Annotated in this window: 12 protein-coding genes, 1 tRNA gene and 2 rRNA genes; 8 read left to right on the top strand and 7 right to left on the bottom strand. The window is 61.3% G+C overall.

What is annotated here, in order from left to right; translation table 11 throughout:
- The first annotated feature begins 29 nt into the window (after nt 1–29).
- The 6 genes from P1K32_RS06685 (at nt 30) to P1K32_RS06660 (ending at nt 6,629) form a co-directional block, all read left to right on the top strand.
- Nucleotides 30–2,959, top strand: a 23S ribosomal RNA gene (locus P1K32_RS06685).
- A gap of 134 nt (nt 2,960–3,093) precedes the next feature.
- Nucleotides 3,094–3,216, top strand: a 5S ribosomal RNA gene (rrf, locus tag P1K32_RS06680).
- A gap of 94 nt (nt 3,217–3,310) precedes the next feature.
- A complete protein-coding gene (locus P1K32_RS06675; RefSeq protein WP_276251902.1) occupies nt 3,311–3,568 on the top strand; it encodes a DUF5789 family protein in 258 nt (85 codons plus the stop codon).
- 46 nt (nt 3,569–3,614) lie between these two features.
- Nucleotides 3,615–3,690, top strand: a tRNA-Cys gene (locus tag P1K32_RS06670).
- Between the two features lie 659 nt (nt 3,691–4,349).
- Complete coding sequence (locus P1K32_RS06665) at nt 4,350–5,255, top strand: transcription initiation factor IIB (RefSeq protein WP_276251901.1); 906 nt, start codon at nt 4,350–4,352, stop codon at nt 5,253–5,255.
- Between the two features lie 69 nt (nt 5,256–5,324).
- Nucleotides 5,325–6,629: a DUF7125 family protein gene (locus P1K32_RS06660; RefSeq protein ID WP_276251900.1), complete on the top strand. Its 1,305-nt coding sequence runs from the start codon at nt 5,325–5,327 to the stop codon at nt 6,627–6,629.
- A gap of 190 nt (nt 6,630–6,819) precedes the next feature.
- Here the strand turns inward: P1K32_RS06660 and P1K32_RS06655 are convergent, their stop codons facing one another.
- The 6 genes from P1K32_RS06655 to P1K32_RS06630 all read right to left on the bottom strand — a co-directional run bounded on the left by P1K32_RS06655 (nt 6,820) and on the right by P1K32_RS06630 (nt 14,881).
- Nucleotides 6,820–11,211, bottom strand: a complete 4,392-nt coding sequence (locus P1K32_RS06655) for a DUF7286 family protein (protein WP_276251899.1) — start codon at nt 11,209–11,211, stop codon at nt 6,820–6,822.
- A complete protein-coding gene (locus P1K32_RS06650) occupies nt 11,208–12,569 on the bottom strand; it encodes a DUF7284 family protein (protein WP_276251898.1) in 1,362 nt (453 codons plus the stop codon). The genes P1K32_RS06655 and P1K32_RS06650 overlap by 4 nt, the downstream gene beginning before the upstream one ends.
- 269 nt (nt 12,570–12,838) lie before the next feature.
- The gene (locus P1K32_RS06645; protein ID WP_276251897.1) at nt 12,839–13,309 is read right to left on the bottom strand and encodes a DUF7285 family protein; all 471 of its coding nucleotides are present in this window, start codon (nt 13,307–13,309) and stop codon (nt 12,839–12,841) included.
- Nucleotides 13,281–13,769, bottom strand: a complete 489-nt coding sequence (locus P1K32_RS06640) for a DUF7283 family protein (RefSeq protein ID WP_276251896.1) — start codon at nt 13,767–13,769, stop codon at nt 13,281–13,283. Before P1K32_RS06640 ends, P1K32_RS06645 begins: the two co-directional genes overlap by 29 nt.
- A 64-nt stretch (nt 13,770–13,833) precedes the next feature.
- Nucleotides 13,834–14,523 (bottom strand): MinD/ParA family ATP-binding protein, encoded by a 690-nt coding sequence (locus tag P1K32_RS06635; protein ID WP_276251895.1) that lies wholly within the window; start codon nt 14,521–14,523, stop codon nt 13,834–13,836.
- A gap of 1 nt (nt 14,524) precedes the next feature.
- Nucleotides 14,525–14,881 (bottom strand): DUF7857 domain-containing protein, encoded by a 357-nt coding sequence (locus tag P1K32_RS06630; RefSeq protein WP_276251894.1) that lies wholly within the window; start codon nt 14,879–14,881, stop codon nt 14,525–14,527.
- Between the two features lie 146 nt (nt 14,882–15,027).
- On the opposite strand from P1K32_RS06630, the gene P1K32_RS06625 reads away from it, so the two are divergent.
- Both P1K32_RS06625 and P1K32_RS06620 read left to right on the top strand, forming a co-directional pair.
- Nucleotides 15,028–16,944, top strand: a complete 1,917-nt coding sequence (locus P1K32_RS06625; RefSeq protein ID WP_276251893.1) for a type II/IV secretion system ATPase subunit — start codon at nt 15,028–15,030, stop codon at nt 16,942–16,944.
- A gap of 5 nt (nt 16,945–16,949) precedes the next feature.
- Entirely contained in the window at nt 16,950–18,671 is a 1,722-nt protein-coding gene (locus P1K32_RS06620) for a secretion system protein (RefSeq protein WP_276251892.1), read from the top strand.
- 78 nt (nt 18,672–18,749) lie between these two features.
- On the opposite strand, the gene P1K32_RS06615 is transcribed toward P1K32_RS06620, so the two are convergent.
- A complete protein-coding gene (locus P1K32_RS06615; RefSeq protein WP_276251891.1) occupies nt 18,750–19,565 on the bottom strand; it encodes a DUF7310 family coiled-coil domain-containing protein in 816 nt (271 codons plus the stop codon).
- Between the last annotated feature and the right edge of the window lie 90 nt (nt 19,566–19,655).

Here is a 19,655-nt window from a genome sequence, read left to right as displayed (position 1 = left end):
ACTGGACTCGTTCAGTTATACGAGTCACAACGACGTTGGCTACTATGCCAGCTGGTGGATTGCTCGGCTCGAGAGCTGAAGAAGGACGTGCCAAGCTGCGAAAAGCCTGAGGGAGCCGCACGGAGGCTAAGAACTCAGGATCTCCGAATGAGAATCTCTTCAACAATTGCTTCGCGCAATGAGGAACCCCGAGAACTGAAACATCTCAGTATCGGGAGGACAAGAAAACGCAACGTGATGTCGTCAGTAACCGCGAGTGAACGCGATACAGCCCAAACCGAAGGTCTCACGACCAATGTGGTGTTTGGACTGACTCTCAGCAACAGACCGTCTCGTAGAAGTCCCTTGGAACAGGGCGTGATACAGGGTGACAACCCCGTACACGAGGCCAGTACGTTGTGCGTCAGTTCCGGAGTAGCGGGGGTTGGAAATCCCTCGCGAACAACGCAGGCATCGACTGCGAAGGCTAAACACTCCTCGAGACCGATAGTGCACAAGTAGTGTGAACGAACGCTGCAAAGTACCCTCAGAAGGGAGGTGAAATAGAGCATGAACTCAGTTGGCGATGGAGCGACAGGGCATACAAGGTCCCTTGACGAATGACCGAGACGCGAGTCTCCAGTAAGACTCACGGGAAGCCGATGTTCTGTCGTACGTTTTGAAAAACGAGCCAGGGAGTGTGTCTGTATGGCAAGTCTAACCCGAGCATCGGGGGAGGCACAGGGAAACCGACATGGCCGCAGTCTTACGACGAGGGCCGCCGTCTTCAAGGGCGGGGAGCCACACTGACACGACCCGAATCCGGACGATCTACGCATGGACAAGGTGAAGCGTGCCGAAAGGCACGTGGAGGCCTGTTAGAGTTGGTGTCCTACAATACCCTCTCGTGATCTATGTGTAGGGGTGAAAGGCCCATCGAGTCCGGCAACAGCTGGTTCCAATCGAAACATGTCGAAGCATGACCTCCGCCGAGGTAGTTCGTGGGGTAGAGCGACCGATTGGTGTGACCGCCTCCGAGAGGAGTCGGCACACCTGTCAAACTCCAAACCTACGAACGCCGTTTGACGCGGGGATTCCGGTGTGCGGGGTAAGCCTGTGCACCAGGAGGGGAACAACCCAGAGATAGGTTAAGGTCCCCAAGTGTGGATTAAGTGTAATCCTCTGAAGGTGGTCTCGAGCCCTAGACAGCCGGGAGGTGAGCTTAGAAGCAGCTACCCTCTAAGAAAAGCGTAACAGCTTACCGGCCGAGGTTTGAGGCGCCCAAAATGATCGGGACTCAAATCCACCACCGAGACCTATCCGTGCCCTTTATCGGGCAATCGAGTAGATTGGCGCTCTAATTGGATGGAAGCAGGGGTGAGAACTCCTGTGGACCGATTAGTGACGAAAATCCTGGCCATAGTAGCAGCGATAGTCGGGTGAGAACCCCGACGGCCTAATGGATAAGGGTTCCTCAGCACTGCTGATCAGCTGAGGGTTAGCCGGTCCTAAGTCTCACCGTAACTCGACTGAGACGAAATGGGAAACGGGTTAATATTCCCGTGCTATCATACATCCAAAGCTGACGCCCTGGGGTCGACCATGCCGGGCTTTCGCCCGGTCGAATCGTCAAACTCCGTGGAAGCCGTAATGGCACGAAGCGGACGAACGGCGAGATAGAGAAATATGGTTCAACCTGGGGCCCGTGAAAAGGCGAGTATGATATCCGTACCGAGAACCGACACAGGTGTCCATAGCGGCGAAAGCTAAGGCCTGTCGGGAGCAACCGACGTTAGGGAATTCGGCAAGTTAGTCCCGTACCTTCGGAATAAGGGATGCCTGCTCCGGAACGGAGCAGGTCGCAGTGACTCGGATGCTCGGACTGTCTAGTAACAACACAGGTGACTGCAAATCCGCAAGGACTCGTACAGTCACTGAATCCTGCCCAGTGCAGGTATCTGAACACCTCGTACAAGAGGACGAAGGACCTGTCAACGGCGGGGGTAACTATGACCCTCTTAAGGTAGCGTAGTACCTTGCCGCATCAGTAGCGGCTTGCATGAATGGATTAACCAGAGCATCACTGTCCCAACGTTGGGCCCGGTGAACTGTACATTCCAGTGCGGAGTCTGGAGACACCCAGGGGGAAGCGAAGACCCTATGGAGCTTTACTGCAGGCTGTCGCTGAGACGTGGTCGCCGATGTGCAGCATAGGTAGGAGCCATTACACAGGTACCCGCGCTAGCGGGCCACCGAGGCAACAGTGAAATACTACCCGTCGGTGACTGCGACTCTCACTCCGGGAGGAGGACACCGGTAGCCGGGCAGTTTGACTGGGGCGGTACGCGCTCGAAAAGATATCGAGCGCGCCCTAAGGTCATCTCAGCCGGGACAGAGACCCGGCGAAGAGTGCAAGAGCAAAAGATGACTTGACAGTGTTCTTCCCAACGAGGAACGCTGACGCGAAAGCGTGGTCTTAGCGAACCAATTAGCCTGCTTGATGCGGGCAATTGATGACAGAAAAGCTACCCTAGGGATAACAGAGTCGTCACTCGCAAGAGCACATATCGACCGAGTGGCTTGCTACCTCGATGTCGGTTCCCTCCATCCTGCCCGTGCAGAAGCGGGCAAGGGTGAGGTTGTTCGCCTATTAAAGGAGGTCGTGAGCTGGGTTTAGACCGTCGTGAGACAGGTCGGCTGCTATCTACTGGGTGTGTAATGGTGTCTGACAAGAACGATCGTATAGTACGAGAGGAACTACGATTGGCTGCCACTGGTGTACCGGTTGTTCGAGAGAGCACGTGCCGGGTAGCCACGCAGCACGGGGTAAGAGCTGAACGCATCTAAGCTCGAAACCCACTTGGAAAAGAGACACCGCCGAGAGTCCGCGTAGAAGACGCGGTCGATAGACTCGGGGTGTACGCGCCGAGGTAACGAGGCGTTTAGCCCACGAGCACTAACAACTCAAAGCCATCATTCATACGCACTGTGACTCGATTCACCGACGATTATCTCGTCGACTGACCGAGTCCAGGCGCAAACTGGATCGCACGTACTGAAACATCTGCCAACCGAGAAGGGTATACCATCGTGGTTCGACTCCACGACTCGGCGTTAGGCGGCCATAGCGGTGAGGTTGCCTCCCGTACCCATCCCGAACACGGAAGATAAGCTCACCAGCGTTTCGGTGAGTACTGGAGTGCGCGAGCCTCTGGGAAATCCGATTCGCCGCCACCATTCATTAGCCACCGAGGAGAGTCATCTCTCCCCGGTGGCTTTTCGTATTTATGACAGCGAGTAGCTAAGTTGCTGCGCGTAGAATCATCTCTGTATGACTCGCGATGTCAAACTGAACGAACTCACGGAACTGCTCGAATCTGCGACGTATCCGCTGTCGGTCGATGCTGCCCGACAGGAGTTCGACGACGTGGAGCTCGTGTACGCGGACGGCTCCGAACCCCTCGATGAGGTGCTGGGCCGTCTGGAAGACGACCAGTTCGACTCCGCCGAAGAGGCACAGTCGTCGATTTTCAACACGGTCCCCGTCGAAGGTGTCGGCGAGCCCGGGCAGTCTGAAGGTGAGGGCTAGCGGAATTCGCTACCCTTAAGCGAGCGACTCGTTTACGAACAAGTGCGCCAAGGTGGCAGAGTCCGGCCTAACGCAGCGGCCTGCAGAGCCGCCCATCGCCGGTTCAAATCCGGCCCTTGGCTTGCTGTCGCGAACAAAGTCGTGAGCGACATCCATAGAACGGTCGTGATTTGAAGCAGGGAACAGCTTCGCTGTGACCGCGGTTCAAATCCGGCCCTTGGCTTTTTGCGACAAACGGACGTGAGGAGTGGAAGCCACGCCGATTTGAGTCATGAGAGACGAACGGAGGAGTCTCGCTCCGGTTCAAATCTGGCGCTTGGCCTTCTGTGTCGCGAACAGGCTGCGACGATGTTGACGACGAGTAGCGCGATATCGGCGTGACCGGAGGGCAACGGACAGAGTGGCCTTCTCGCTACTGTGCTCTCGCGGATTTCGCTGGGCGGACTGATCGTCGTTAGTTGCTCCTGTCGCGGTGGTTATCAAGTTGGCAGCCGACCGCGGACAGGTATGATTTTACCGCTGGTAATATCGCATGAGGGACAAAAAACGACTCGTCCCACCCTGTACTGTCGTAGCCGAACCGAATCTGTGGCGGCTGATTTCCGGCTATAGCTGTCCTTTACTGGCAAGTCGATTTATCGACGTCTCACTATGTGCTCGTCTGCCACCCAATTCATAAAAAATATAACTATAATAGGTGGGTTTAATATCGAGAAAGTATATGATTTATTCATCTTCATTAGATGAGGAAATTTCAGAGGCAGCAACCAGAGGGGTTCACATGCATAACACGAATAGAGTAGTCAGTTACTCACACGACGCGCGAAGGTGTACAGAGTGTGGTGGCGACCTGCGACAGGAGCAGTCCGAGGTCGTCTGCTCTGACTGCGGTCTCGTGGTCGGAGGCGTCGAACTCGATCTGGGGCCCGACTGGGGGCGTTCAGACGGCGAGACGCAGGAACGTCGGACGGGCGCGCCGACGACAGACGCGCGCCACGATAACGGACTATCGACGGAGATCGGCTACGGAACGGGTGCGGAGGTGTCGAGCGAGAAACAGCGTCAGTTCGCCCGGTTGCGCCGCCAGCACACGCGGGCCCACCTGTCTTCGAAGAGCGACCGAAACAAGCTGTATGCGTATACGGAGATTCGCCAGGTGACGTCGTCGCTCTCGCTTCCGGACTCGATTCGCGACCAGGCCTGTGCGCTGTTCGATTCTGCCCAGGAGGAGGAGCTGCTCTACGGTCGCTCTATCGAGGGGTTTGCCGCGGCGTCGGTCTATGCCGTCTGTCGGACCCAGTCGCTCACTCGGACCCGACACGAGATTGCGACGGTTTCCTCGGCGACGCGCGACGAGTTGCGGGTCGCCTACGACGCGATGAACCGGGAACTCGGGTTACAGGTCGGGCCGATCGACCCGCGGGAGTACCTGACCCGGTACGCGTCGGCACTCGACCTGGGGGTGGCTGTCGAGCAGCGCGCCAGCGACTACGTCACTGCGCTTCGAGAGCAGTCACTCATCGGCGGGAAGAACCCGAGCGGCGTAGCGGCTGCCTGTCTCTATCAGGCCGCACAGCAGTCCGGCGTTGCTGTCAGGCAGGAGGACCTGTGTGAGCTAGCGGATGTTGCCCGGCTGACGTTGCGTTCTACCCTCTCGGATCTCGAGTCACTGGGGGATGAATCGTGAGCTCTGTTGCTATCGCGTGGCCGAACAGCGGATGTTCGGGTTCAAAAACGATGAGGACACAGAGCTAGTATGATAGCGATTGCCGGAGCCAAAGGCGGGTGTGGCAAGACCACGACGACGCTCGGACTCGCTCGGGCGTTCGATAGAGCGGGGCGGCTGTCGTTCGTTATCGACGCCGACCAGCAGCTCCCCAATCTTCACGTGGCCGCTGACATCGACCGAGAACCGACCGTTGCCACGGTCGAGGAGAACAACGATGCCGCGGCGATCGCACAACCGTTGCCGGGAGCGACGAAGGCGGGCGTGCTCCCGGCGCCGCTGGATTCAGAGATGGTCGACCTGGCAGACTTGCTCGACCGGTTCTCGACATCGGCTGGCGAGGCGCTCGTGGACTGTCCGGCGGGCGCGGGTCCCGATGTTGCCGGGCCAATCGACGCGGCCGACCGCGTCGTCGTCGTGACGACGGGGACCGAGCGGAGTCTCACGTCGGCCGGGAAGACGATCGACCTCGCCAAGCGACAGGGCACGCCGGTCGCGGGTGTCGTCCTGAACCAGAGCGAGCAGCTGCCAATCGGGTTTCGAGCGCGGTTCGACGTTCCGCTCCTCGGACGGGTCCCGCCCTTTCAGTCGGCCGAGCGTGACAGACAGGCCCGCGAGGCCTACGATCACATCGCCGCCGAACTGCTCTCGAACCGGAATCGCCCTTCAGCACCCGCCCGACGACATCCGGATATCCGGCTCCCGACCGGGCTCGCACCGGTCGACAGAGAGCTCCAGGGGGGGATTCCTGCGGGTAGTGTCGTCGCGCTCAGCGCCGAACAGGGGAGCCGGTCCGAACTGCTGTTGCACGCTATCACGCGGGAACGCGGGACCCTCTATCTCCCCGTCGGGCGGTCCCGGGAAGACGTTCGTCAGGCCCTGAAGACGTCGCTGGTTCAGACTGGTGACCCGACGGTCCGTGAGCTCGACGAGAGGGCGCTGCTCACGCGCGGGAGCGAGCTGCTCGGGCGGCTTCCCCACCAGATAAACGTCGTCATCGACCCCATGGACCGGCTGGAGCAACAGGATCGGGAGGCCTACTACGAGTTCTTACAGATGGTGTCGGACGCGGTGCGTGCGACCGACAGCGTCGCGCTGTTGCACACGCTGGACCGGACGCCCACGCCGCGAAACCGAGTGACGACAGAGCGTTTCGCCGATCTCATACTGCGCTGTGAGACGACAGAGCACGGCGCCAGGCAGACGTATCAGATATCGGTTTCGAAGGAGTCTGGCGATGGGCTCATCGACCAGGCGGAGTGGGTCGACGTCACCGAGCAGTTCACGCGGCGGCCGAGGTCGGCGCCGGAAGCAGTTCTCAAAGAGAGCGACTGACACGGCAGTGCGTTTCCGGGCTGTTGGTGTCGGTTCAATTCGGAAATCCTCTCCATGTGACAGAGTGGCGTCGCTGTCGGCAGTGTGTGTCAGACTCGATGTCGACAGTTTCGAGGAGCGACGATGCCGAGACCACACCGAGACGTCAGCTCCGGCGGCTATTCGGCGTCTGAAACGAAAAGCGGCGCTGTCAGCAGAACTCGTTTGGTTCGTCCTCGGGGCCGAAGAGGCGGTCCGATTCGTCGACGCGGAACTTGATGCGCTCGCCCGTCTCGTCGCCGTAGTAGACGCTCATGGGGTCGCCGACGCAGTCGTGGTCCGGCGACACGCCGCCCTCGTCGACGACGACGCTGCTCCGGGGCGAGACCTCGCTGCTCAGCTCCTTTTGTGCCTGGGTCGACCCGATGAAGACGTTGACCGCGTCGGGGTCGAAGGGGCCGGCCGAGAGCGCGTCCCGGTAGCGCTCCCAGTCGACGTCTTCACCCTCCATCAGGGCGATGAGGAAGGTGTACCCGTCGTAGACGACCCGCAGCATCGGGGCGTTTCCGGCGACCTGTGGTTCGACGACCGTGATGTTGGTATCGGCCAGGGCGGCCTCCTGGGCACCGCTGGCCGGCTTCACGACGCCGGTCTTGTTCTGGAAGGCGTAGTCGCCGTCCGCGGTCTGGTTCAGGTAGACGCTGTAGTTGGTCTGGAACTCGGTGTCCTGGTAGCTGCCGACGCTCTGTGGCATCGGGAAGGTAACGGTGTCCTGTTTGGCGGAGTAGTCGATGTTGTCGTAGACGATATCGTCGTTGCCGCCCAGGAGCAGGCGCTCGTCCTCCGGACCCGGCACGTCCGGCCGCGTCTGGAAGTGCAGCGTCCTGTCGCCGAGCTCCTCCTGAATCTCGCTCTCGATGCTGACGACGGTCCCGTCGTCGGCCGGATACACCTCGACCTCGAGCTGGTCGTCGTCACAGCCGGTGGTGTAGTCGTCCCGGTCCTTGTACGCGTTCCGGGGGCATTCGACCCGGTCGTAGCTGCCGTCCCGAAGCGCCATCGCGACGCCGTGGTCTACCGCCCGTTCCGTCCCTTGCACGATACCGGTCTTGGACACCTTCCGCCACCGTTTGAAATCTGACGACAGCTCCGGTCGGTCGTTTTCGGGGATGTCGTCCCAGCCGTTGCGGATGACCTTGATTCGTGTGTTCTGAGTCAGGTCTTTGTGATATCTCGGGTGGCCCAACGTGTTGTACTCGTACTGTCTGTTGAAGTTATCTCGCCGCTCTCTCCGTACGTCTCTGTACCGACCTGCCTGGGAATGCTCGATTCTCGCATGTATCCCGTTGTAGTCGTACATCTGGTCTTCTAACTGCTCCCGCCGGGCGGTGAGGTCCCGTCGCTGGTCGGCCTGGCGCGCGCGGAGTCTGGTATGGACGTCCCCTGCCGGTCTGTAGTGGGAGGGGTCACTCCGACGGGCGAGGCTTCGCGGGTTCTGGCGGTCGAGGGCCCCCAACTGTCCGTCTATCTCGTCTATCTCGCGTTGCAGCCGGCGTATCTCGTCGTTGAACCCTCGGTTCCTGGCGATGGCCTCGTCTTGCCGTCTGGTCGCCTTCATGTGTTCGTGGCGTTTCAGGTTCCTGGTGAGTTTCCCGCCGCCGAAGGAGCCGGCCCCGATACTCAGCACTGCACCGACGGTCTCACCGATGGTCCCGGCGGAGCCACACTCCGTGTTGTGTCGGTCCTCGTCGTGTGAGCCGGTCCCCGTCTTGGGGAAGGTCGGCGTACAGTCGATGAATGGGTTCAGGTTCGAGAAGATGTAGTCACCGATGCCCCAGTTGCCGTCCTGGACCGGCGTCTTCCCGACCATCAACACCGGCATCTCGTAGTGCATGCTGTAGTCGATGGGGGTGACCCGACCGACCGGCCGCCGGAGACCGTTGAACTCGAGCGAGACGGGTCCCGGCTGCTTGACGTACGACGTGTTAGCGATGTGGTTCTCGGGGGCGCGTGGCTTGACCTGGAACCTGGCATACTCGCCTTTCGAGTGGGCGTAGTAGTTGTTGGCCGAGACGTACCAGAAGCCCGGGAGCGGAATGATGGGCATTCCAGGCGTCGGCAGCATGAACACCTCCCGGTTCGCCATCGCGGTAAACCGGACGTTCTCGGTGTCCTCTCTGACTTCGTCGCGGGGGTTCGAAAACTGCATGTTGTCGCCTGTCTCCGGGAAGTACCCCATCCACGCGGGCTCGACGTTAATCTGGTACGGCGAACTGGAATCGGGCCCCCGGGAGTCGTTGTACAAACTGTCGTCCCAGCTGCTGGCGTTATCGATTCCCTGTTCGTAGGCCTCGTCTATCTCGTCCGGGCCGGGGCCGTCATTGAGTTTCTCTTCCAGCATATCGACCCGGTTTTGCTTTCGCTGGGCCGCCTTCTCGAGATACCAGTTCGTCGTGTTCACCCACCGGTTTCGGAGCTCCGCGAGCGAGCGCTCGGCCGGTGTCTCGTACTGGCCGTCGTTCAGCGTACTGTCGTAGACCAGCGTCGACCGTTCCGACTCGTTTATCTTCAGCTTTCTGAAGGTCGGCTGGTCGTTGTCGAGGTACGTGGTCATGTTCCGCTCGACGGTGACGTTGTTGCTTTCGTTGACAGTGTCTTGGAGTTCTCCGATGAGCCAGTTCTGGAAGGCGCTTCGTGAGGCCATCTCCGGCTCGTGGGCCAGCTTCGTCCCCTCGCTGTTGACCCCCTCCGCGAGAGCACTCTCGAACTCGCCTGTCGTGGTGACGCTAGTGTTGACAGTGTCCTCGAGATACCCTTCGATCTCGGACTCGTTGGCGTTGTCGTCGCCGGTCACGCTCGCCTCGAACGTCGAGCCCCAGAGTCCACCAATGAACGTCGGATACTGGGACGTCTCGACGTATGCCGGCGGCGACACCGGGTACTTGATTCCCCGCTCTTTTATTGTGGTGTTGTAGTTGTAGTTGCCCGTAGCCGAGATAGTCGCGTTGAACACGACCCGTTTGGTCCAGTTGCCGTCCTCTTCGATTCGCACTGGCAGTCTGACGAGGACCGAACCGTCGGCCCCGTCTGGCTGTTTCTCGACGCTGAAATCCCCGGTCTCGACGACCCGCTTGTCCGAGGACTCGTTCAGCGACCCCTCGGCGAGGTGGACCTCCTCGACGGCGGACGCGACAGTATAGGTGTCGTTTATGACATCGCGCACCTCGTCGGAGAAGGACCCGCCCCGCCAGGGCTGGTCGGTCGGCTGGTCGATACTCTCACCGCCGAACTCCTCGCTCGCGTTGATGTTCTGCTGGACCTCGGCAATCCTGTCGGCGTCACCCTGCTTTGGGCTGTAGGGCCTGCCAGTGACGTTCTGGAAGGCTATCCGCGTAATCGTATCCCGGTCCAACGTGAACTCGGATTCGTTCTCCAGTCGGGACTCGAGGTCGGTGCCGTCGACCGACTCCACCTCATCACGGAGGTCTCGCGTCGTGTCGGAGTAGTTCCCGTCGTCGAACGGCGGTTTCGCGCCACCTTTCGGGTTCTGTGCCCGTTCGTTTTTCATCTCCTCGAAGTTCGCCGTGATGCTCTCGCCCCTGGGGAAGTTATCGCTCTCGAGCCCCTCCTGGTATATCGCCGTACAGATAGTGTCCGGCGGGGCTACGTCCGCACCGACGGGCGAGCCGAGACGGGACGCATAGAAGACCGCGAGACAGCCACCCGAGACCTCGCGAGCGTTGGTATCTCCGGGCGTGGTGCCGTAGACGTTGCGCATCTCGTCGTAAGCGAACTGGTTGGCCAACTCGCGAATTTCCAGATTTGTGAGCTGTTTATCGAAGGCAAAGGGCTGGGTGGGGTCCCCGAGGAACCGCTCGGGGATGGCTTTCATGTATATCATCCCGGTCAGCGCGGGGTACATCTTGGCGTAGAGGTTCTCGTTGTACGACGTTTCGAACTCCCTGGTCTTCTCGTGGAGGTCGAAGACGGCCGACTGGCTCGTCACGCTCATATCCATCCTCTCCCGGTAGACCTCCTCGCCGTCCTCGTAGATGACTATCGGGACCGACCCGGCGTCTAGCTCGACGTACTCCACCGCCGTCCCGTCCGTCGGGCTGTCATCAGGATTCGGCTTGTCCTCTCTATCTATTTCGATTCGGCCGATCGCCTCGTCGATGCTGTCCTCCTCGTATCTCGCGCTCGGAAGCGCTATCTCGACCGTGACGTTCTCACCACGGATACGGGACTGCTGGCGCTCGATACGTTCGAGGCGGCGCTGCAGGTTGAGATAGTAGCGCAGCTTGACGTACTCTTCGAACGTGTTACTGTCGGATATCGCCTGCCCGGCGGGTGTGTCTGCCGTCTTCGTGACCGGTTTCTCACCTGCTTTTTCGAGTGACTCCCGTGCCGCCATCTTCATAGCCGACTTGACGGCGCTTCTGGTTTCGGTGGCCGATTCGGCAGGGTCCTTGGTCTTTTTCGGCTCGTCACGGCTCTCGAGCAAGAACAGGACCGTGCCACTCGAGACCAACAGCAGCGCTGCGATAACCGCAAACGGGATACGCGCTCGCTGGTCCGACGCGAGGCTGATTGTCCTCGTCATTCGTCTTCTTCCTCCCACGTCATGACGACGACGTCTACTTTGCCCGTCGAGAGCGTCTGTCGGACGTGGTCCTCGTCGGCCGTCGCGATGTCTTGCTCGGAGAACTTCTGGGTCAACAGGGCGGCGATTACCGTCCTGAGTCTGTTCGTATCGGCCTCATACGGCTTGTCGACGCCTTCGGCTATTTCGCGGCCTACCTGTGACTCCTCGCTATCGACTGCGATAGACGCTATCCGGAGATACCGGTCCGTGACGTACGCCTGGGAGACCTCCCCGCGCTCGAGTGCGTACTTCGAATCGGCACGTGGGAAATACCCCTCGGCGATGGCTGCCCCCAGTGCGCCCGCGAGACCGCTATTGCGCTGTCGCTCCGCTATCTCCGTGGCATCCGGAAACCCGCTCGGGACGACAAGCCGCGCGGAGTTCGTCTCCTGGTCTCGGTCAGGCGTGTCGCCGATGACGTTCCGGCTGGCGATGTACGGTCGGTTGCCGTCGGCTCTGTCGAACGGCTGCCACGTGGTTTCGATCCGGTACTCCTCGAGTTCGGTCCGGAGCCGCTGGTCGATTGCCGCGTCTATCTTCTGCATGTAATTGGTCCTGACAAACGGTGTGCGCCCGTCGGCCCCGCTGTCCAGTGACGCCGGCTCGGTCGCGTTGTACTTCTGTCGAACCTCGGGGTGAAGTTCTCCGGTCGGATTACACGGCTGGTCTTCGACTTCGGAGCGCAGGACGTCGATAGAGAGCTCCATCTTCGGCTTGTCGTCGTCGTTCAGATACGCCTCGGACAGATTGCCCGACGCGTCGGTGTACTCGTCGGCGAACGTGACGTTCTCGGCGCTGTCGTTGATGTACTTGGGTTTGAACGCCCTGAACCTGTACTTCTGGTACTTGTGTTTTATTTTCCCGGTGCTCTCGTTGTAGAACCGGGGCGGGAATCGCCTGTTGTTCGAGTACCAGTCGTCGTCGAGCGATTCGTTGTTGACAGATTTCTCGTCCAGGTACTCTTCTTTGACAACTCCCTGGTAGTCATTTGCGACAGCTTCACACGGCGGAAGGAGCGACAGCGCCTGCGGTGTGCCGTCCGTTCTGAACGTCGCGTTTAGCATCGTCGCGCGCCGGAGATGATGGAGGATAGTGCCGCTCTCGGTAAACTCGTATTTGTTCGTACTCTGGCCGACGGTAATCCAGACGGTGTAGTTGACCTCGACTGTCGCTGTAGAGAGCAGGTCGGCAAGCTGGTCGGCCTCCTCTTCGTCCCGTGGTGATTGCGTCGACGACGACCCACCGTAGACGAACAGCATCGTGATGGCACCACTCAGCACCACCAGCGCGATGATCACGTCGATCGAGGTACTCACTGCGCGGTTCGAGGGTTTCATCGGAGCGCACTCACCGAAGTCCTATCGGTCACTCGCTCACCCGAACCCGCATCGATACCGGCGGACCGCTTCCACGGCTGTTCGGCGCCCGCCCCGACCGCTGGAGGGCAGCCGAATCCTGTGTCACGTGCTCCGAACGCAAGCATACTGTAGTTACAGCTCTATATTACTTAAACTAAAACAAAAAACATAGAAATATATTGGCTGTCTACCCCCCGAGCGTGTGCCTGCGCAAACTGCCGGCGGTATCAGACCACACCGACGTGAAGCCGTGCGCCCCTGACATCCTGTGGATTGTATCTGACGCCGATCGGCCGGGACGAGGCGTTGACGTGGTCGGGCATCGGCGTCTCGCTGTAGGAACTCGCCGTCCCGTCGGCTGCGAACTCGACGTTATCGACTACCTCTGTGTCGCCACTGTCATCGACGTAGGTAATCGCCACTAACACGTCTCGACCCCTGGGGAGCGCTTCGACCGAGAGTGCGTTCTCCAGGTCCTCGTCGACGTTGTACGCACCGTCGTCCGAAATCTCGTCCCAGACGCGTTCGAGTGCCGGTTCGCTTATCTCGCGCTCGCTCTCGCCCATATCGACGACACTCTCCGAGTAGCCCATATACATCGAGAGCGCAAGCGAGAACATCGCCACGGAAATGAGGACGACGACTGGCGAGGACACCCCGCGCTCGTCCTCAGAAGGCCACGATCGTGATTTGCTCACCGTCGACTACCTCCGTGGTCACTCTGAGTGTCCCGCTGGTCTCTCTCCACTCCTCGTTGCCGACCGCGTTCTGGGTCGCTTCCTCACTGGTCTCGCGGAACGCCGCCTCGTCGTCGAACACGTCCTGCCACTGCTCGCCCAGCAGTATCTGTTCGAGCCGGTCGTAGTGGTTGTCACCGACGTTCACTGGCACCAGCGAGCCGAACGCGACTGTCGCGCTGGACGTTCCCCCCTCGTTTCTGAGGCTGAAGCTCTGTGCTCGAACCCGAACCTCCTCTGCGTCGTGGTCGTACTCCGCGTGGGTCCCGCCCTTGCTCCCGGCGGCCGAATCGATCGTGTTGGCGGCCTCGTTCGCATCCGGTGCCGGGACTGTCTGCATCGAGAGGACGAGACCGAGTACGGCAGTGGTAAACAGTGTCAGTCCCATGAACATGACCCACCGATCGGCGAAAGCCTCCATACCGAGACTGCCTCGCTATCGTATATAAATCAAAGACCGACTGGCGCGGTCGCTCGGCAGACCTCTACCCCACAATCCAGTCGCGGTTTCGCTGCAGTATCCAGCCGAGCTCGGCGAAGCAATCTACGGCCTGATTCTCCGGAGCGAACTCCGTTAGCAGCCGTTCGTCCTGCTGTGACTCGGCAATTGCGGGCGTCTGCGGAATCGGGACTGTCGACACGTTGAACCGGTCCCTAACCTCCGCCTTGCGTGTCTCGACCGTCGTCTCGTCTCCCTGCACCTTGTTGAGCGCCACGGCTGCGATCTGGCTGTCCAGTTCCAGCGCCAGCTCCTTGGTCCTGGTCGCGTCGGCCAGTGCCGTCTCCTCTGGCGTCGTTACGAGGACCGTCGCGTCGGCGATCTCGAGTATCGTCCCGACGTCCTGGGCCAGTCCCGCGGGACTGTCGATGAGCACGTTTCCGTGTCGTCGTTCGAGCGACTCGACCACGGTTTCTAGCCTGGAGAGGTCAGCGGCACGGGCCCCTTCCAGCGAGCGCCCACAGGGGAGCAAGTGGAGCGGGCCGAACTCCGTCACCGCCTCCGACGGCTCGGCGTGGCCGGCGAGGACGTCGTGTAGGTCCGGCCCGGTGGTGTGGGGTAGATCCGCGTTCGTCAGATCTCCGTCCACGACTATCGCGTCTAGTTCCACCCCCAGGTTCATCGAGACAGTCGTCTTTCCGACACCACCCTTGCCGCCGGCCACTGCCAGAATCATCTTACCGGTCTACCGGCTGTGTATCTCGGGGTGGCGACCAGTCCTGCAGCGAGGCGACCCGGTCGGATTCCCCTCCTCTTTCGACCCGCTCCAGCGACGTGACTTCCATTGCGGGTATCTGTGGTTCGGCCGACGTAGCGAACCCGACACCGACTGTCGCACCCGGTCTGATCGTCGTTTCCCACACCCCGTCGTTCCACTCCGGGAGGACAGCCCCGTCCCGAACAGGCGGCCACGTCGGCCCGTCGAGCGTGCTCTCGAGACGGGCCGTATGCGGCGTCGACCGGTTGTTCGTGACTGCTGCTTCGACGAGCGTGATCTCGCCTACTTGCCGGCAGTCAGTTTCTACCTGAACCATGGATACTACATATTGTAATAGAGTATAGATTCTTCGATTCAACAAAATAGTGTTACTTATTTTATTATATATATAAATTGAAATAATATGGTCTCGAAGCGTGTCGCGGGTCCAGGTTTAAATTGTATCACGGTACCACTGTTGTCATGTCGGATACCGACTCGGGGCTCTCCGTCGATTCGCTCGTCGCGAAAGCGGGGCTCGAAGCGTATCTCGGGGACGATTCACCGGATTCGACCCCGATGACTGTCAGGTGGGACGAGGCGAAGTTGATCGTCGACGCCAACGGGCTCGAGTGGGACCTCGTGCGAGACCCGGCGGCCAGACGGCTGGTCACCGAGGCGCTCACGGAAAAGACCGCGACACATCTGGCCGCCGAATCAGACGGTATCGAGTACGTCTATGACGAACAGACGCTCGAACTGTTCTCGTCGGCCGCGCGGTATCACAAACGGTCAAAGGGACGCGACGAACAGCTGGCCGAAGAGGCCCTCCGAGATCCGCTCGGGGTCGGCGCGACGTTGCGGGCTCGGACCGGGCCGCTCGTCGAGATCGGCATGGAGTCCGGGCTGTTGGACGCTGTCAGAGATATCGACAGCTACGAGAGTCTCATCGACCCGCTCGTCGGGCTGGTGATCGCCGGCCACCACGTCGACACGTCGCTGCCCTCGGGAGCCCAGCTGCGGAACACGCGACCGCTCGAGACACAGAGCGAGGCACGGATTTACGACCGGCCCGACGATATCCCGCTTTACTACATCGACACGATCGATCTGAACCTCTCTCCGACACAGCGCGCCCACGTCATCGACGGGTACGAAGCGATCGCCTACGGTGACATCACCGGTGATAAAGCGTCGTCGAACGCGATCGAACACGTCACCGAGGAGCCCGACGACCCGCTTCTGGCGTCCGTTCTGAAGAAACACACGACTGGCTACGGTATCCTGGAGGACTTCTTCGCCGACGACCGGATCACCGACGTGTTCGCGACGTCGCCGGTCGAGCGGAACCCGGTTCGAGTCACCGTCGACGGGGAATCGATGGATACGAACGTCCGCTTCTCGCCGACTGGTGTCGGCGCGCTGGGCTCTCGTATCCGCCGGACCAGCGGCCGAGCGTTCTCACGGGCCGCACCGACGGTCGACGCGACAGCGGACCTGAACAACGGCGTCGGACTCCGCGTCTCCGGCGTCACCGACCCGGTCGCAGACGGAACCGGCTTCGCGTTCCGTGAGAAGTCCGACGACCGATTCACGCTGCCGGCACTGGTGAAAAACGGCACGCTCTCACCGGAGGCCGCCGCGTTCCTCTCGCTTGCGATCGATCGCAACGCTGCGGCGCTCATCGCCGGCACGCGGGGTGCCGGAAAGACGACGCTGCTCGGGACACTCCTCTATGAACTTCCCCCGGAGACGCGAACCGTAATCATCGAGGACACGCCTGAGCTGCCGGTCACACCGCTTCAGGAGGTTGGTCGCGACATCCAGGCGCTCCGGACCGGCGACGGTGACGGACTCGAACTGTCGCCCGCGGACGCGCTGAAGACGGCGCTCAGGCTGGGCGACGGCGCGCTCGTCGTCGGCGAGATACGCGGCGAGGAAGCACAGGTCCTCTATGAGGCGATGCGCGTCGGTGCCAACGCGAACGCCGTCCTCGGGACGATACACGGCAACGGGGCCGACGAGGTCTACGAGCGCGTCGTCTCCGACCTTGGGGTCCCGCCGTCGTCGTTCGGGGCGACCGACCTGGTCGTGACGATGCAGGCCTACGACACCCCTGAGGGCCGCAAGCGGCGACTGTCCGCCATCGAGGGCGTCACCGCCACTGGCGACGATATCCGGTTCGAGTCACTGTACAGCTACGACGGCGACCGGGCGAAACCGACCGGGCGGGTCCGGCGCGGCGAGAGCCGCTTTCTGGACAAGATAAGCGGCCCGAACGAGACGTACTCGGACCTCCTGACCGCCGTCGACGAGCGCGCCGACCATCTGGAGGCGCTGGCGCTCGACGGCCGCGTCGCACCGGACGAGGTCGCCCGGTCCTACGTCCACAACCGGTGAGAACGATGGCAGGGTACTTTCGGACCGCGATACCGCTGCTCGCCACGCTCTACCCGTGGGAGGTCGACACGAGCGAGGACCTCCTGGAAGCGATAGAGTATCTCCGCTGGTCGGAGTCGCCCGAGACGGTCGTCAGAGCGGGCTTCGGTGCCGGGATAGCCGTGTTCTTTCTCAGCGCGCCGCTACTGTTGCTCGGCTTCCCGATGCCGGCGATCTTCGCCGTCATGCTTGCGCTTTCGGCGGCGACGATCCACGTCGTCCATTCGCTCCCGCCGATCATGGCCGCCGTCCACCGGACCGAGGCGCTCGGCCAGGCACCGAATCTCATCGGCCGTATCGTCCTCCGGATGAAGATAGAGCCGTCCCTCGAGAGCGCGGTCCGGTTCGCTGCCAACACCGGGGAGCAGCCCCTGTATGGCCATCTGGAGGACCATATCGAGCGCTCGGTCGGCTCGCCCCGGAGCGGGCTGTTGACGTTCGCTAACGAGTGGGCCGAACACTTCCCCTCTGTCCAGCGTTCGGCACACCTGCTCAACACGGCCCAGGACGCCAGTCCGGACAAACGCGACGAGACGCTGGATCGCGCGCTCGAAGCGATGCTCACCGGGACCCGCGACGAAATGGCCGAGTTCATCGAGTCGATTCGACGGCCGACGACGGCGCTGTACGCCTTCGGTATCATGCTCCCACTGGCGCTCGTGGCACTGATGCCGGCGATATCGATCGCGGGGGTCTCGGTCACCGTCGAGGTGTTCGCTATCGTCTATCTACTCGTCCTGCCGGGCATCGTCGTCGTCGCGGCCGTGTGGCTGCTCACCCGACGGCCGGTGGCGTTTCCGCCGCCGGACCTGACGCGGGCTCACCCGGATGTCGACAGACACTGGTCTGTCGGCGTCGGTCTCGCAGTGTTCGCCGCCGTCCCTGCCTACGCGGTCACGATTCCGCTCGGCGTTCCGTATCTCGGGCCGATAGCGGCGCTCGGTATCGGGCTCGGGCTGTTCCTCTATCTCCACTACGAACCGGTCGTCGAGGTCCGCGATTCGGTGCGCGACGTCGAGCGTCACCTGACGGACGCCCTGTATACGGTCGGCCGACAGGTCGACGACAACGAGGCGGTCGAATCGGCTATCGCGACCGCCGGTGACCGGCTGACAGGCCGGACAGGCGACATTTTCGAGAAGGCAGCTGGCCGTCAGCACCGCCTCCACCTCACGGTCAAGCAGGCGTTTCTCGGTCGGTACGGCGTCCTTCAGGACGTGCCGAGTGCGCGCGCCCGGGCGACCGCCGCACTGCTCGCGATCGCGGCAGAGGAGGGGCAACCGGCCGGCGAGACGATCGTTTCGATGTCGAAACACATCGAAGAACTCCAGGAAGTCGAAAAGAAAACACAGCGTGACCTGGCGCAGGTCACCGCCACGCTCCAGAACACGGCCATGATATTCGGGCCGGTCGTCGCCGGTGCGACTGTCGCGCTGGCGAACGCGATGGTCAGTCAGGGTGTGACGTTCGCGAACCTCTCGGCCGACGCCGCGAAACTCTCCGTCGAGCCGCTCGCGGTCGTCGTCGGCCTCTATATCGTCATCCTCAGCCTCCTGTTGCAGCCGCTGTCGATCGGCCTCAGAAACGGGCTCGACGCGCCACTGATCGGCTTCGAGACCGGGAAATCCATCCTCGTCGCCACGCCGATATACGTCCTGACCGTGGTCCTGGCCGGGCTGATTATCTAACCTTCTCCACCGTCTCGAATCCGCTCTCGCCGTGGAACAGCAGACAGAACGAGACCCCAGCGTCCGGTGGATCGCCGACTACTTTGTCATCCAGTCGGGAAGACTCTCCAGCAACTTCGCCATCGCCCCCTTCTCTTCGGGCTGTTCGTCGTCCCCGTCAGACGTGGTCCCGTACCGTTTGTCGACGCGCTGTTGCTGTGGCGGGAGTCGATCATCTCGCTCACTCTGGCGGTGTCGGTTCTGGGCGCTCGCCGCGGGGTCGATCGGGCGGCTCCCGTTCGCGTGGTCTGTGGGTGCCGACCCGTTCGCGTGGTCTGTGGGCGCTGACCCGTTCGCGTGGTCTGTGGGCGCTGACCCGTTCGCGTGGTCTGTGGGTGCCGACCCGTTCGCGTGGTCTGTGGGCGCCGACCCGTTCGTCGATACCGCGCTCTTGGGGTGTCCGTTCTGACTGGGCTCGGGTCCACCGGTCTGGTCGCCAAAGACGAACTCCCCGGTGGTTCCGGACGCCTTGGACAGCTCCGCGGCCAGTCGCTGCTGGTCCCGGTTAAGTTCCTCCACCTGCTGGGCGAGCGATTCGAAGGCCTCGACACTGACCTGCCGCTCGAACGTCTCGATCTTCGATTCGAGGCGGTCGACGGCTGCGACCGCGGCGTCTGCCTGCTTTTCGGTCTCACTGTTGACCGATTTGACGTTGCCCACGTATCCCTCCAGGGACTGTGTCGCCCCCTCGACGGCCGCCAGCCGCTGCTCCATTTTCTCCAGCTTCTTCGCCATCGACTCGAGTTCTGCCGTCAGCTCCGCGACCTCCTTGATATCCTCGAATTCCGTCTTCCCGTGGGTCACGGCGTTCTCGACCGCCTCCACCCGTTGTTCGAGCTGTTCGATGTTACTCATGCCTATATTATTTAGCCAATACCATTTAAATGTAAACGCCGAAATTAGGAAAGTAAAACACCACGCCCAGCGGAGATTTCCCGTAACGCT

It is taken from the genome of Haloarcula rara (genome assembly GCF_029338235.1).
Taxonomy (GTDB): Archaea; Halobacteriota; Halobacteria; order Halobacteriales; family Haloarculaceae; genus Haloarcula; species Haloarcula rara.
Note: the sequence above shows the minus strand (reverse complement) of the source record. Positions and strands in the feature narration are given on the sequence as shown.